The sequence below is a fragment of the Marivita geojedonensis genome, assembly GCF_002115805.1.
In the GTDB taxonomy this organism is placed as follows: Bacteria; Pseudomonadota; Alphaproteobacteria; order Rhodobacterales; family Rhodobacteraceae; genus Marivita; species Marivita geojedonensis.
In genome coordinates this window covers 63,549-78,201 of the sequence record NZ_JFKC01000009.1, presented here as the reverse complement: position 1 = coordinate 78,201, position 14,653 = coordinate 63,549, and the positions used below count along the sequence as shown (strand labels likewise).

Genomic DNA, 14,653 nt, shown 5'->3' with positions numbered 1-14,653 from the left:
CCGTTTCGGACCTTCCGGAGGTTCACATTGTCGCGGGTTTTCCGTCGACGGAAATCCCGGACGCGTCGGCGCGTCCGCGCCCTAGCGGAGTTGCCGCAACCAGTCTTCCAGCGCGGCGTTGCCGTCGGGCTCTGGCTCTTCTGTCGGCTGAACCGGTTCGGGTGTCGGTGCGCGGCGTGGCGTTGATCGCGCCAGGTGCTCCACGAGTTCGCGCTGGAACTCCTGCCCCTTGGTCTGATGCCGGGCACCGAAATAGAAGCTCACGATCGCGCCCAATAGCCACCAGAGCGGCTCTGGCACCAAGGCCAGCCCGAGCATTCGGGCGGAAAACCAGTCCGGATCCAACATCGCCGCAATGAAAAGCCCCAGCGTGCCCAAAGCCAAGGCCGGACGCGGCACCCGGTTCAGCGCATCCATAAACCGGTCGAACCAACTGCGCTGGGGTGCATAGAATTCGGCGGCGAACTGGGTCAGCGACGCATCGTGCCGCGCGTGGTCACGCTGCGCCTGTGCCTCGGCATTGGGACGGAAGACCTCGACCGTATCCCGCACCACGTTGCGGCCCGAGCCAAAGACCAGAGAAAACACCTGTTCGATCAATCCCATGCTGCCACCCTTCTGCGGAATGCTGCGTCACTCAGATGATACCGGGGCGCGATGAAGCTCTCGGCCCGCGTGATCCATCCCCCCTTCCCGCCTGCCCGACTGCGCGCGTATTTGCGGCTGACGGGGCGGCGGTCGGCCAGTTCGAAATAGTAGGTGCGCCGTTCGATCCCGTAGGCATCGACGATGTGGTCCGGCGCACTGGCTTGGGCGCGCGCGGTTGCCGCGATGGTCCTGGGGCCGATCACGCCGTCGACAGCCACGGAGAAGTCCATCTTGCGCAAGAGGCGTTGCAGGATCTTCACCGCATTGGCCCCGGCGTTCACATACATATCGAACACCGTTGCGTGCAGGGGCTGCGGCAGGTCCGCGATGCGGGGCTTCTCAAAGTAGTGGTCGATGAAGATCGCAACGGCCTGCTCTTCGGTCAAGCGCCGCACATCGGCCGCCGTCACTTGCCCATCGCCCGTCAGGTCAAGGCCCAGACGGCGCATCGTGTGGATCGTCACGCCATGTTTCGTGGCACCGCCCGGATCGTCGGGATCGTTCACATAGCCACCTTCACGGGCCACGATCTCCTTTGCAACAGACCGCACATTGCGGTTTCCCTGGTCCATCCCACGCCCCCGATTGCTCCTTGCCGCAAAGACTGCGAAGCTGTGGTTAACCAAATCACAAGGCACCGGACGGTGGGGAGCGCGCCCTTGAAACAGATTGATATTGAACAGAAATCTGCTGCAGAGATTATCGACCGGCTCGATCTGGCCCCGCATCCGGAAGGTGGGCATTACCGCCAGACCTGGATCGCAGACGAAGCCGGGCGGCCCTCGGGCACCGGTATCTATTTTCTACTCAGCGCAGGCGAGCGCAGCCATTGGCACAAGGTGGATGCAACAGAGATCTGGCACCACTATGCCGGCGCGCCGCTGATCCTGTCCCTGTCAGAAACCGATACCGGACCGGCGCTGGAGCATGTTCTGGGACCGGACCTGTTTTCCGGGCAGGCCCCGCAAGTGATCGTACCGCCACACCATTGGCAGGCCGCGCGCAGCACCGGCGACTGGACACTGGTGGGCTGTACGGTCAGCCCCGCGTTTCAATTCGAAGGTTTCACCCTCGCGCCTTCCGGGTTTGACATTCCCCGCGCCGGTTGAGAGAGCGCATCCATGACAGATGTCCCGTTCCTCACCCCGCTTTCCCCGAACCAGCAGCGCGCCTTCGGTCTGACGGAGCCATGGCCGCTGGCCTTGGCCGACCGCGTGCGTTTTGCCGAGCTTGATCCGCTCAACCACGTCAACAACGTGGCATACCTGATCTGGTTCGAGGGGGCCCGTGTGACCTATTTCAAGCATGTGGGACTGACGACATATACGGCACCCGACTCTGAGCCGCGCATCGTCATCCGGCGGGGCGAGATCGACTGGCTTCAGGAGATGCGCGCAGACGAAGAGTATGTGGTGGTGACGCGGACAGTGGATTACCGCACCACCAGTTTCACGCTCCGGCAGGAGATCTGGTCGGGCGGGACGGTGCGCGCGGCCTTCACATGCGTGATCGTTCTGCTGATGCCCGATGGCAGCGGACGCATGCCGATCCCGGAGCCTGTGCGGGATCGATTCCATGCGGTGGACGGGGTGGAAAGGCGCGTCGACGCGCCTTGATCAAGCGCGTTCGAACGCGCTTGCCCGCCTCAGGAATAGCGTTTGACGTAGCCCAGCAGCGCTTGTGTGCTGCCGTCCTTGTCGTCAGCTGGCGCATCACCAGACACGAGCGGGCCAAGCGACGTGGCCAGTTCCTTGCCCAGTTCCACACCCCACTGGTCGAATGAGTTGATCCCAAGGATCACCCCTTCGACAAACACGCGGTGTTCGTAGAGCGCGATGATCTGGCCCAGCACCTCGGGCGTCAGTTTCGGCATCATCAACGTTGTAGAGGGACGGTTGCCCGGGAACACCCGATGCCGCGCCTGCCGTTCCAATTCGTCACCGGTCAGGCCTTTCTTCGCCATGATCGCCCGCGCTTCGTCCAGCGAGCGCCCGCGCAGCAGCGCTTCGGACTGCGCGAGGCAGTTGGCGATGAGCAGCTCGTGGTGATGGCGGAGATCCGCCTCGTGCCCTTCGGCGGCAACCATGAATTCGCAGGGAATGACCCGCGTGCCCTGATGGATCAGCTGGTAGAACGCGTGCTGGCCGTTGGTGCCGGGTTCTCCCCAGACCACGGGGCCGGAATGAACGGTCAGGCTCGTGCCGTCCATCGCCACCGATTTGCCGTTCGATTCCATTTCCAGCTGCTGTAGGTAAGCCGGCAGGCGTGACAGACGGTTGTCATAGGGCAGCACCGCGCGGGTGGCATGGCCCAGACCCTGGTTGTGCCAGATGCCCACAAGCGCCAGCATCACCGGCATGTTCTCGTGCAGCGCCGCCGAACGGAAGTGCCGGTCCATCGCCTGCCCGCCGCGCAGGAACGCCTTGAACGCGTCCGGGCCAATGGCGATCATCAGCGAGAGGCCGATCGGCCCCCACATGGAATAGCGCCCGCCGACCCAATCCTCGAAACCCAGAACGCGCTCAGAAGGGATGCCCCACTCGCTGGCGGCGTCTGCGTTGGACGAGAGCGCGATGAAGCGGCCATCGGTGCTGACACCGTGCTCCTGCAACCAGGCGCGCGCGGTGCGCGCGTTGGTCATGGTCTCGATCGTGGTGAAGGTCTTGGAGGCAACGATGAAAAGCGTCTTTTCCGGATCGCAACCGCGCAGCGTGTCCGCGATATCGGCGGCATCGACATTCGATACGAAGTGGCAACGCGGACCGTCGCAATAGGGCGCGAGTGCCAGATAGGCCATTGCGGGGCCAAGGTCGGACCCGCCGATGCCAATGTTCACAACATCGGTAAAGTCCGACGCTCGGACATCGTTGGCCACCGTTTCCATCCGGGCCAGCGTATCCAGCACGCCGGGTATCACGTCCTGACCATCGACCATCACCGGGTCGCCATCCAGATTGCGCAACGCCGTGTGCAGGACCGCGCGTCCCTCGGTGTCATTGATCTTGGTGCCCGAGAACATCGAATCGCGCCGCGCTTCGACATAGGCCGCACGCGCCAGAGCAATCAGCACGTCCCGCGTTGCCGTGTCGATCTGGGTTTTCGAATAGTCGAACAGCAGATCCAGAGCCGTTACGCTGAACGCTTCCGCGCGATCCGCGTCGGCGTCGAAAAGGTCAAGAATGGACCGGTCACGGCCCGCCTCTGCTGCAGTTTTCAATGCGTCCCACATGGTCTTACTCCGCCCAGTGAACAGTTGCGCCGTCGAGAACGGCGTTGATCGGTGCATCTTCCGGCAACTTGCCCCGCGCGTTTTCCAGCGCCTCGCGTTTCTCATCCCCGAAGATCAGCACATGTTTGCGGATTGCCTCGTTCAGCACCCGCGCCGACAGCGTGATCCGTGGCTCGGGCGCGCCGGGTGCCCGCATCGGGACAAGGATCGGCGCGTGGGGATCAAGCGCCTTGGCCAATTGGTCCGCTCCCGGAAAAATCGAGGCGGTATGCATGTCGTTGCCCATACCCAGCAGCACCACAGCGAGCGGCAGTTCATCGATGATCTGCGATTCCAGTTCGGCCAGCACCTCTTCAGGTTCGTGTGCCGGGACGTAGAGCGGCAGCAGCCGCGCTGCTGCGGCCCGGTTGACCAGCAGTCGCTCGCGGATCAGGCGCGTGTTCGAGCGGTCGCTGTCCTCGGGCACCCATCGTTCGTCGGTGAGCATCACATCGACCCGGCTCCAGTCCAAGTCGGCGGCACAGAGATCGTCGAACACCGGTCCGGGCGACGTGCCCCCCGGGACAGCCAGCACAACACGGTCCTCATGGGTAAGGATCGTCCGCAGATCACCGGCAAGCTTGTTGGCGAGATCCATCGCCAGCATCTCGCGGTCGGGATAGGTTTGCAGCTCGTAATTCATGCGGTCACCTCGCTCCACTTTTGTGCGTCACCGCAGCCGCCATCCGGCAAGCCGCGGCATGCGTCCGGCGGTTCAGGCCTTCACGTCGCGCCACTTGCGACCATCCCGATGCATCAGCATCAGGGCGTCTTCGGGACCGGAACTGCCGGGTTCGTATTCCTTGGGCACATCGTTGCGTGCTTGCCAGCCCTCGATCAAGGGGTCGGTCCACGCCCATGCGGCTTCGACCTCGTCCCCTCGCATGAAAAGCGTCTGGTTGCCCCGGATCACGTCCATAATCAGACGCTCATAGGCGTCCGGCACCTCTTCGGCATCCGGGCCCAGCGCGTCTGCAAAGCTCATATCCAGCGGTACGTCGAGAAGACGCATCCCCCCCGGTCCCGGTTCCTTGATCGTTACATCCAGCGTCATGCCTTCGTTCGGCTGCAGCCGGATGGCCAGCACGTTGCGGTGCCGCCCGGCATCTGCCCCGAAGATCGAGTGCGGCGCATCCTTGAACACAACAGCAATTTCGGACGCACGGGACTTCAACCGCTTGCCGGTGCGCAGATAAAACGGCGTCCCCGCCCAGCGCCAGTTCGAGATATGACACTTCATGGCAATGAAGCTCTCGGTACGCGACTTGGGGTCTTCCACATCCTGGCGATAGCTGGGGCCGTTTTCATCGGCGCCGTACTGACCGCGCACGATGTGGTGCCAATCCACCGGTTCAAGCGCGCGGATGACCTTGAGCTTTTCATCCCGCACCGAATCCGGTTCGAATTTCGAAGGCGGCTCCATCGCGATCAGGCAGAGAAGCTGCATCAGGTGGTTCTGCACCATGTCCCGCATCGCGCCGGACTTGTCATAATAACCACCGCGCCCGCCGACACCCACGGTTTCAGCCACGGTGATCTGGATATGATCGACATACTGCGCGTTCCAGAGCGGCTCGAACAGCATGTTCCCAAAGCGAACCGCCATCAGGTTCTGAACGGTTTCCTTACCCAGATAATGGTCGATCCGGTAAATCTGATGTTCGTCGAAATGCTTGGCCAGCGTCGCGTTCAGCGCCTTGGCCGAAGCGAGGTCATGTCCGAACGGCTTTTCGACGACAATCCGGCTGTCCGGTGTCGCCATGCCGAACCTGTGCAGCCGCTCTGCCAAGTCCCCAAACAGCGACGGACCCACCGAAAAGTAAAACGCACGGACCTTGTTGTCGCGCACCTTTTCATTGAGCTGCGCCCAGCCGCCATCGCCCTTAGCGTCGGTCATCACGTAGGACACGGTTTCCAGAAACGCTTCGAGCATTCCGCTTTCGCTGCCACGCGATCCGCCGAATTCGGCAATCGCGTCCGCCACCATCGACCGATAGCCAGCGTCATCCATGTCTGAACGCGCGGCCCCGATGATCTGCGAGCCTTCCGGCATCTGCCCCGAACAGAAGCGCCGGAACAGCCCGGGCAAGATTTTGCGACGAGCCAAATCCCCCGTACCACCAAAAATCACCAGATCAAACGGATCTACGGGAATAACGCGAGACACCATGGCGCGGTCCTTCCGATTCTACTTCGGTCAGCGTCTTGTTAGCGCTAACGAGCCAGATGTAAACTTGTTTCCTCACATATGTGGCAAGTCTAACACTCCAAAATGCGTCTGCAATCGCGTTGCTGAAGGAACAGGCAAACGCCCGCCCGCCTGTATCATCGCGCTTGATCCTGCGCCTGCCCCGTGTCACCACCGCGCCAACCAAGGAGGCTTCGATGGCACCCCGCAAAATCATCATCGACACCGATCCCGGCCAGGATGACGCCGTCGCGATCCTGCTGGCCCTTGCGTCGCCGGATGACCTCGACGTTCTGGGAATCACGGCCGTTGCAGGCAACGTGCCGCTGCCGCTCACGCAGAAGAACGCACGGATCGTTTGCGAACTTGCCGGCAAACCGGACACCCGGGTGTTTGCCGGATGTGACGCCCCCATCGCGCGCAAGCTGGTCACGGCGGAACATGTGCATGGAAAGACCGGTCTCGACGGGCCAACCCTGCCCGACCCGACCATGCCGCTTGAGGAACAGCATGCGGTGGATTTCATCATCGACACTCTGCGGTCCGAGCCTGAAGGAACAGTCACGCTCTGCCCTCTGGGTCCGCTGACGAATATCGCCACCGCTCTGACCCGCGCGCCGGATATTGCGAACCGCATCCAGGAAATCGTTCTGATGGGCGGCGCATATTTCGAGGTCGGCAACATCACTCCGGCGGCAGAGTTCAACATCTATGTCGATCCAGAGGCGGCGAAGATCGTTTTCGACTGCGGCGCACCGATCACCGTCATGACACTGGACGTGACCCACAAGGCGCTGGTCACCAAACAGCGCAATGACGCGTTCCGCGCGCTGGGCACTCCCGTCGGCATTGCAGTGGCGGAAATGACGGATTTCTTTGAACGGTTCGACAAGGAAAAATACGGCAGCGCAGGCGCGCCGCTGCACGACCCCTGCGTCACCGCATATCTGATCAAGCCCGAACTTTTCACCGGTCGGCACATCAATGTCGAAATTGAAACCGGGTCCGAGCTGACACTTGGCATGACCGTTGCGGACTGGTGGCGCGTGACCGATCGCCCACCAAACGCCACCTTCATGGGGGACATCGACGCCGACGGGTTCTTTGCCCTGCTGACGGACCGGCTGGCCCGCCTATGAGATCGCTGCATCTGGCCACCCCTGAGGACGCGCCCAAACTGCTGCCACTGGTCGCGGCGTTTCATGAACATCAGGGGCTGGCCACATCCCCGGAACACCAACATGACGCGATCATGCCGTTGCTCGAAGGCAGCCCGCACGGAGCCATCTGGCTGATCGGTCCGCGCCGCGCACCTGTCGGTTACGTGGTCATTTCGTTTGGATGGTCCATCGAATACGGCGGCATGGATGCGATCGTGGACGAGATCTATGTCCGCAGCGCCGTGCGCCGACGCGGTATGGGCTCGGAGGCGTTGAACGGGTTGGCCAAAGCGTTGCAACAGGGAGGCGTCCGCGCCCTCCACCTTGAGGCTGATCTGGAAAACGAGACGCTGATCCGGTTCTACCAGCGCGCCAAGTTCGTCACCCGCGAGGGCTATGCCTACATGTCGCGAGAGTTGTAGGCGCGTGCGGTCTCTGGCGCGCTGACGATCCCGCCCCTATATCAGCGGCATGACCCTGCACATTCCCTTCGACAACAGCTACGCCGCCCTGCCCGACGGGTTTTTCGCCCGTGTCCATCCGGAGCCGGTGCGAGAACCGTCGCTGATCGCCCTGAACGAACCCCTTGCGCGTGAGCTTGGCATTGACGGGTTGGACGACCCGAACATCGCCGCGCTTTTTGCAGGCAATGCCGTGCCCGAGGGTGCCGCCCCGCTGGCGCAGCTCTATGCCGGACATCAGTTTGGTCAATACAACCCGCAGCTTGGCGATGGACGCGCGATCCTTCTGGGCGAAACCATCGGCACCGATGGTATGCGGAGAGACATTCAGCTCAAGGGGTCGGGCCGCACGCCGTTTTCCCGCATGGGCGACGGGCGGGCGTGGCTGGGCCCGGTTCTGCGCGAATACGTGGTGAGCGAGGCCATGCACGCGCTGGGGGTTCCAACGACCCGCGCACTGGCGGCCGTACGCACCGGAGAACCGGTGATCCGCGAACGCCCGCTGCCCGGTGCGGTCCTGACCCGTGTGGCGCAAAGTCATCTGCGTGTCGGCACGTTTCAGGTGTTTGCCGCCCGCGGAGACACCAAAGCGCTGCAAACGCTGTTCGACTATGCTGTTGCGCGGCACTATCCCGACGCCACAGACCCGGCATCTTTTCTCGACGCGGTCATGCGGCGCCAGGCGGCCCTCGTCGCCCACTGGATGAGCCTTGGCTTCATCCATGGCGTGATGAACACCGACAATTGCAGCATTTCGGGCGAAACCATCGATTACGGCCCCTGTGCCTTCATGGACAGCTATCACCCTGAAACCGTCTATTCCTCAATCGACCGCTATGGACGCTACAGCTATGCCGCGCAGGCCGACATCATCGTGTGGAACATGGCGCAACTGGCAACCGCGCTGCTGTCTCTGATGCCGAACCCCGAAGCCTCGGTTGAACCCTTCACTGCGCAGATCCACACCATGCCGGACATGATCCGGGCCGAATGGCTGCGGCGGTTCGGGGCAAAGATCGGGATTGCCGATCCAGAGCCCGGAGATGCCTCTCTGATCGCGGATCTGCTGACACTGATGCAAACGGCCGAGGCAGACTTCACCAACACGTTTCGCGGGCTTGCAGACGGCACTGCCCGCGAACAGTTTGCCGACGCGTCTGCGTTCGACGAGTGGTCCGCGCGTTGGTCCGCAAGACTTGACGACGAAAACGACCCGCACGGGTGGATGACTGCGGCAAACCCCGTTCTCATCCCACGCAATCACCGGATCGAGGAAATGATCACCGATGCGGTTGCCGGGGACGACAGTCTTTTCCACCGTCTGATGGCGGCCTATGCCATGCCCTATGACGCGCGGGAACAGTTTGGCGATCTGCGCAAACCGCCCGCCCCCGAGGAGGTCGTCGAGGCCACGTTCTGCGGGACCTGACTCAGCGCCTGCGCCGTCGGTTGATCAGCACGATCCCGACGGCGACAAGGCACATCGCGCCAAGAAATCCGGGGCCCACCGGCTCGTTCAGCAGCAGCCACCCCAGACCTACGGCCAGCACCGGAGACAGGAAGCTGAACGCCGCGATGTCCGAAGCCGGGTAGATCGTCATCAGGCGAAGCCAGAACAGAAAACCGAGGCTCGCCACAAAGACCGCCTGGAAGGCAAGTCCGGCGAGATGCAGCGCCGTTGGCGTGCGGATAAGCTCACCGAACAGCGGGGCCACGGCCAGCAGTCCGACCGCCGACACCGAAAGTTGCCAGAACAACTGGCTTTCCGGTTTCAGCTCGGACACCCTGGTAAGACGCACGGTCAGTGCGATCCCGGCCCAGGCAAAAGCCGACAGCAGCGCAAGAATATCGCCCGTCAGGCTTCCTGCCTCCCGCGAGTCCGGATCGAACAGCGCCCAGACGACACCCGCCATAGCCAACGCCAACCCAAACGCGCGCCGCCAGGACAGGGTTTCCCCGGGCAAAGAGAAATGCGCAATCAACGCCAGCCAGACCGGCATCGAATAGAACAGGATCGACACGCGGGATACCGTGGTCAGATCCAGCGCGATGAACAGAAAGATGAACTCAACCGTGAACAACCCGCCGAGCAGCAGCCCGGGCCAGAAGGTGCGCCGAAGACCCTCCAGCCGCCTGCCCCGAAGCCAGAGCCACAGTCCCAGCACCCCAAGCGCCAAGGCCGATCGGAGCCCGGCTGCGAAAACCGGGCCGAACCCGGCATTCGTGACCTTGATCACCACCTGATTGAAGGCGAGCACCGTGGCAAACACCACAAGCCCCGCCGCTCCGGCCAGATCGATTGCATCCTTGCGTTCCATCCGGCTCAGGGACACCCGCATGCGACCGGGGTCAAGCAGAAAGACCTTCGCCACGTTCCGTCGGAAAAGCCCTGATCTTCCGCGATGGCAAAGGTTTTTCCACATCCCACGCGCGAATCGGGCATCCTGCCCCGAGTAAGACAATCTGATCGACGGAGTTTTGATATGAGTCTCATGGGAACATTGGCCAAAGTGGCCATCGGATATGCCGCAGCGCGCGGCGTTGACCATCTGTCCGGCGGAAAGGGCCTGGGCGGTTTGATGGGCGGCGCGCAGGTTCCGGGCGACAATCCCATGGCTCAGATCCAGGCGCAGATGGGGCAGATGATGGGGGGCGACAACCCGCTTGCCGGCATCATGGACAAACTGCAATCCGGCGGGCTGGACCTGTCGGCGATGATGGGCGGCGGCGCTGCTGGTCAGGCTGCCGGCGACAAGGGAGGGCTGCTGTCGCAGCTTGGTGGCGCGGGCGGTGCCGGACTGGCCGGCCTTCTGGCTGCCGCGGGCGGAATGGCCGCCGCCGGTGGCAAGAACATGGGGGGCATGCTCGACCAGTTCGCCAATTCCGGCGCGGCTGCCCCGCAGGCCGAGGAAACCGCTGCCCTGATGCTGCGCGCGATGATCCAGGCCGCGAAATGCGACGGCGGCATTGACGAAGCCGAACGCGCCAAGATCCTCGACACGGTGGGCGACGATGCCGATGCCGAAGACATCGCCTTCGTACAGGAACAACTGGCCGCCCCGGTGGATGTCGACGCACTGGCTGCCGACACGCCCGCACCGCTGCGCGCGCAGGTCTATTCCGCGTCTCTTATGGCGATCCGGCTCGATACCCAACCTGAGGCACAATACCTCGACGCATTGGCGCGGGCGATGGATCTGGACCAACCCACGGTGAACGCGCTGCACATGCAGATGGGGGTTCAGCCGCTTTACAGCTGATCCTGACGCTCTGAATGAAAGGTATCCTTCTGGCCTGTCTCGGTGTCCTGATTCTGACACCGGACGCGCTGCTGATCCGTTTGTCCGGGCTTGATCCCGCGCCACTTGTGGCGTGGCGCGGGCTTGCGATGGGAACGCTGTTTCTGACGGCTGCGGTGCTGACAGGCCAGATCCGCCATGTCGCGCGTCTTGCCTCGGCGGTTGGGGCGGGCTTGATCCTGGCGCAATGGGCCAATGCCGCATTGTTTGCCCCGGCGATTGCAATTGCACCGGTGGCGCTGGTCCTGATCGCAGTGGCCACGGTCCCGATCTGGGCCGCCCTGCTGTCGTGGCTGCTTTACCGGCAACCCACGCGCCCGGCGACATGGATCACGATTGCGGTCGTCTGTGCGGGGATCGTGCTGGCCATGTCCGGCAAAGGCGATGTGACCCTGACCACGGGCGCGTTGCCCGGAGTGGCCTGCGGGCTTGGCGTGGCGATCAGCCTTGCGCTGAGTTTCACCCTGCTGCGCCACAACCCCGAGATGCCGCTTCTGCCTGCCGTCGGCAGCGGCTCCATCCTTGCCGGGCTGAGCGCCTTCAGCCTGACGGATATCGGAGAGATGACCTCGGGAACGACCTGGGCCATCGCACTTGCGAGTTTCGTCGTGCTGCCCCTGTCGTTCTACCTGATGTCCGAAGCCTCGCGCCACACGGCGTCGGTCAACGTGAGCCTCGTTCTCCTGCTTGAAACCGTGCTCGGGCCGGTCTGGGTCTGGACCTTTCTGCGCGAAGCCCCCACCCCGAACATGTTTGTCGGTGGCGCGATCGTGGTGACGTCGCTCGGGCTTTACCTTTGGCACCTGCGCCGCAGGACATAATTTTTGCCGCCCGGCTTATGGTCATGGCAAGCCGGGTTGGCTAAACCTCTCTGCACCACGACAAGGGGCCCCGACGATGTCCGACACCATCATCTCGCGCTGCGAAGCCCAGGGACTGCGCCTGACCGAGCAGCGCCGCACGATTGCACAGGTGTTGGAAGACGCAACCGATCACCCCGATGTCGAAGAGCTCTACGCCCGCGCGTCCAAACTCGATCCGAACATTTCGATCGCCACGGTGTACCGCACGGTCAAACTGTTCGAAGAGGCCGGAATCCTCGAGAAGGTCGATTTCGGAGACGGGCGCGCCCGGTACGAAGACGCCGAACGCGACCATCACGACCACCTGATCGACCTGCAGACGGGCAAGGTGATCGAATTCGTCGATCCCGAAATCGAAGCCCTGCAGGAAAAGATCGCCGCGAAGCTTGGATACAGGCTGAAGGGCCACAAGCTCGAACTCTACGGCGTGCCGATCAAGAAGTGACCGGCATCCGGCGAACCGGCTGGCCGACAGGTCTGGTCTCTGCCGACAAACAGGCGTAGCTGGACGCTATGCAGACCGTCCGCGCCATTCTTCTGATGATCCTTGCAATGGCGCTTCTTGCGCTCAGCGACATGTTCATCAAGCTGTCCTCCCGCGCTTTGTCGCCGGGACACGTGATGTTCTTTCTGAGCCTCGGCGGCAGCCTGTGCTTCGTGCTGATCGCCCTTTGGCAACGTGCCAACCTGTTCAGCCGGGATTTCTTCCACCCGTGGGTCATGGCACGAAACGGGTTGGAGATCATCGGAGGGCTGGGGCTTGTCATGTCCATCGGGATGATCCCGCTGTCACTCTTCGCGGCGATCATGCAGATGGCGCCCCTAGTCGTGACACTGGGCGCGGCGGTGTTTCTGAAGGAACCCGTTGGCCTGCGGCGGTGGCTGGCCATCCTTGCCGGAATCGTGGGTATGCTGCTGGTCATCCGCCCCGGCGCAGAGGGCTTTGAACCTGCCGCGCTGTTCGCAGTGATGGGTGTGTGCGGGCTCGGCCTGCGAGACCTGATCACGCGCCGCGCGCCGGATCATGTCCCGTCGATCTCGCTGGCCACCTGGGGCTTTGCAGCCACGATCCCAACCGGTTTTCTGCTCATGCTCGCGATGGACCCGCCCGGTGAGGTGACCCGGGTCACGACTGCGCATATGGCCGGGGCGGTTGTGGTCACGGCGCTGGGTTACTACGCGGTCACGCAGGCCATGCGAATGGCACCTGCCGCCGTCGTCTCTCCGTTCCGCTACACCCGTCTCATCTTCACGATGAGCCTCGGCATCCTGGTGTTCGGAGAACGGCCCGACGGCATGACCCTTCTCGGCGCGGCAATCATCCTGACCGCAGGCCTGTATGCGCTCTACCGGGAACGGAAACTGGCGCTCGAACAGGAGCGGCAGAGTAGACACGCGACACGTTAGCGCTAACTGCCCCAGTTTACATTGGCTCTTTCCCTGCTATACCGCCGCGTAGATGCAGCTTCATCAGGACCAAGCGCAATGAGCACCATCATCGACATTTTCGCCCGTGAAATCCTCGACAGCCGGGGCAACCCGACGGTTGAAGTCGACGTCACACTCGAAGACGGCACCATCGGACGCGCTGCCGTGCCGTCGGGCGCGTCCACCGGCGCATACGAAGCGGTCGAAAAACGCGATGGCGACAAGAGCCGTTACATGGGCAAAGGCGTGCTCGAAGCTGTTGCGGCGGTAAATGGTGAGATCGCCGAAGAGATCGTCGGCATGGACGCCACCGAACAGGTCGGGATCGACATGGCGATGATCGAACTCGATGGCACGGACAACAAGGGCCGCCTGGGTGCGAACGCCATCCTCGGCGTCAGCCTCGCCGCCGCCAAGGCCGCCGCCGATTTCTCGGCCCAGCCGCTTTACCGCTATGTCGGCGGCACCTCGGCGCGCATTCTGCCGGTTCCGATGATGAACATCATCAATGGCGGCGAACACGCCGACAATCCGATCGACATCCAGGAATTCATGATCATGCCGGTCGCGGCCCAGAACATCCGCGACGCGGTGCGCATGGGCTCTGAAGTGTTCCACACGCTGAAGAAAGAGCTGTCGGCAGCAGGCATGTCGACCGGCCTCGGCGACGAGGGCGGCTTTGCGCCCGAGCTTGGCTCGACCCGCGATGCGCTCGACTTCATTCTGAAATCCATCGAGAAAGCGGGCTACACACCCGGCGAGGATATCTATCTCGCGCTCGACTGCGCGGCGACCGAATATTTCAAAGACGGCAAGTATGAACTCAAGGGCGAAGGCAAATCGCTGACCTCGGACGAGAACGTCGCCTACCTGCAGGCACTCGTGAATGACTACCCGATCATCTCCATCGAAGACGGCATGTCCGAAGACGACTGGGATGGCTGGGCGATGCTGACCGAGGTGCTGGGCGACAAGGTACAACTGGTCGGCGACGATCTTTTCGTGACCAACCCGGCGCGTCTGGCTGACGGCATCGCCCGCGGCTGCGCGAACTCCATGCTGGTCAAGGTCAACCAGATCGGCACGCTGACCGAAACGCTCAAAGCTGTTGAGATGGCACACCGCGCCCGCATGACGAACGTCATGTCGCACCGCTCGGGCGAAACCGAGGACGCGACGATTGCCGACCTCGCGGTGGCCACGAATTGCGGTCAGATCAAAACCGGCTCGCTGGCACGGTCCGACCGGTTGGCCAAGTACAACCAGTTGATCCGCATCGAAGAGATGCTGGCCGAGACAGCCGAATACGCAGGACGGTCCATCCTGCGCGGCTGATCA

16 protein-coding genes are annotated in these 14,653 nt (G+C 62.8%); 10 read left to right on the top strand and 6 right to left on the bottom strand.

Going from position 1 to position 14,653, the window contains the following annotated elements:
• Positions 1–81: 81 nt before the first annotated feature.
• Entirely contained in the window at positions 82–606 is a 525-nt protein-coding gene (locus tag MGEO_RS11270; protein WP_085637362.1) for a holin family protein, read from the bottom strand.
• Positions 597–1,220 carry a holin-associated N-acetylmuramidase gene (locus MGEO_RS11265; protein ID WP_085637359.1) on the bottom strand — a complete coding sequence of 208 codons (624 nt, stop codon included), beginning with the start codon at positions 1,218–1,220 and terminating at the stop codon, positions 597–599. The genes MGEO_RS11270 and MGEO_RS11265 overlap by 10 nt, the downstream gene beginning before the upstream one ends.
• 87 nt (positions 1,221–1,307) lie before the next feature.
• Between MGEO_RS11265 and MGEO_RS11260 the strand changes: the two genes are divergently transcribed.
• On the top strand, positions 1,308–1,757 hold the full coding sequence (locus tag MGEO_RS11260; protein WP_408607497.1) for a cupin domain-containing protein: 450 nt from the start codon (positions 1,308–1,310) through the stop codon (positions 1,755–1,757).
• Between the two features lie 12 nt (positions 1,758–1,769).
• Positions 1,770–2,264 carry an acyl-CoA thioesterase gene (locus MGEO_RS11255; protein WP_085637356.1) on the top strand — a complete coding sequence of 165 codons (495 nt, stop codon included), beginning with the start codon at positions 1,770–1,772 and terminating at the stop codon, positions 2,262–2,264.
• Positions 2,265–2,293: 29 nt separating this feature from the next.
• Here MGEO_RS11255 and pgi read toward each other — a convergent pair whose 3' ends face one another.
• The 3 genes from pgi to zwf form a co-directional block, all read right to left on the bottom strand.
• Positions 2,294–3,877 carry a glucose-6-phosphate isomerase gene (pgi, locus tag MGEO_RS11250; protein WP_085637353.1) on the bottom strand — a complete coding sequence of 528 codons (1,584 nt, stop codon included), beginning with the start codon at positions 3,875–3,877 and terminating at the stop codon, positions 2,294–2,296.
• Positions 3,878–3,881: 4 nt separating this feature from the next.
• Positions 3,882–4,559: a 6-phosphogluconolactonase gene (gene pgl / locus MGEO_RS11245; protein ID WP_085637350.1), complete on the bottom strand. Its 678-nt coding sequence runs from the start codon at positions 4,557–4,559 to the stop codon at positions 3,882–3,884.
• A gap of 72 nt (positions 4,560–4,631) precedes the next feature.
• On the bottom strand, positions 4,632–6,086 hold the full coding sequence (gene zwf / locus MGEO_RS11240; protein ID WP_085637347.1) for a glucose-6-phosphate dehydrogenase: 1,455 nt from the start codon (positions 6,084–6,086) through the stop codon (positions 4,632–4,634).
• 215 nt (positions 6,087–6,301) lie between these two features.
• Here zwf and MGEO_RS11235 point away from each other — a divergent pair, with 215 nt between their 5' ends.
• The 3 genes from MGEO_RS11235 to MGEO_RS11225 are packed head-to-tail and all read left to right on the top strand — an operon-like array spanning position 6,302 to position 9,154.
• Complete coding sequence (locus MGEO_RS11235; protein ID WP_085637468.1) at positions 6,302–7,243, top strand: nucleoside hydrolase; 942 nt, start codon at positions 6,302–6,304, stop codon at positions 7,241–7,243.
• On the top strand, positions 7,240–7,686 hold the full coding sequence (locus MGEO_RS11230) for a GNAT family N-acetyltransferase (protein ID WP_085637343.1): 447 nt from the start codon (positions 7,240–7,242) through the stop codon (positions 7,684–7,686). The genes MGEO_RS11235 and MGEO_RS11230 overlap by 4 nt, the downstream gene beginning before the upstream one ends.
• Positions 7,687–7,735: 49 nt before the next feature.
• Complete coding sequence (locus MGEO_RS11225; RefSeq protein ID WP_085637340.1) at positions 7,736–9,154, top strand: protein adenylyltransferase SelO; 1,419 nt, start codon at positions 7,736–7,738, stop codon at positions 9,152–9,154.
• Position 9,155: 1 nt separating this feature from the next.
• Here MGEO_RS11225 and MGEO_RS11220 read toward each other — a convergent pair whose 3' ends face one another.
• Positions 9,156–10,043 (bottom strand): DMT family transporter, encoded by an 888-nt coding sequence (locus tag MGEO_RS11220; protein ID WP_085637465.1) that lies wholly within the window; start codon positions 10,041–10,043, stop codon positions 9,156–9,158.
• Positions 10,044–10,208: 165 nt separating this feature from the next.
• On the opposite strand from MGEO_RS11220, the gene MGEO_RS11215 reads away from it, so the two are divergent.
• From MGEO_RS11215 to eno, 5 genes are all read left to right on the top strand, one after another.
• Positions 10,209–10,985 carry a DUF533 domain-containing protein gene (locus MGEO_RS11215; RefSeq protein ID WP_085637337.1) on the top strand — a complete coding sequence of 259 codons (777 nt, stop codon included), beginning with the start codon at positions 10,209–10,211 and terminating at the stop codon, positions 10,983–10,985.
• 14 nt (positions 10,986–10,999) lie between these two features.
• Positions 11,000–11,845 (top strand): DMT family transporter, encoded by an 846-nt coding sequence (locus MGEO_RS11210; protein WP_085637334.1) that lies wholly within the window; start codon positions 11,000–11,002, stop codon positions 11,843–11,845.
• 76 nt (positions 11,846–11,921) lie between these two features.
• A complete protein-coding gene (locus MGEO_RS11205; protein ID WP_085637331.1) occupies positions 11,922–12,332 on the top strand; it encodes a Fur family transcriptional regulator in 411 nt (136 codons plus the stop codon).
• A gap of 68 nt (positions 12,333–12,400) precedes the next feature.
• On the top strand, positions 12,401–13,294 hold the full coding sequence (locus MGEO_RS11200) for a DMT family transporter (RefSeq protein ID WP_085637328.1): 894 nt from the start codon (positions 12,401–12,403) through the stop codon (positions 13,292–13,294).
• Between the two features lie 78 nt (positions 13,295–13,372).
• On the top strand, positions 13,373–14,650 hold the full coding sequence (gene eno, locus MGEO_RS11195) for a phosphopyruvate hydratase (protein ID WP_085637326.1): 1,278 nt from the start codon (positions 13,373–13,375) through the stop codon (positions 14,648–14,650).
• Positions 14,651–14,653: the final 3 nt, after the last annotated feature.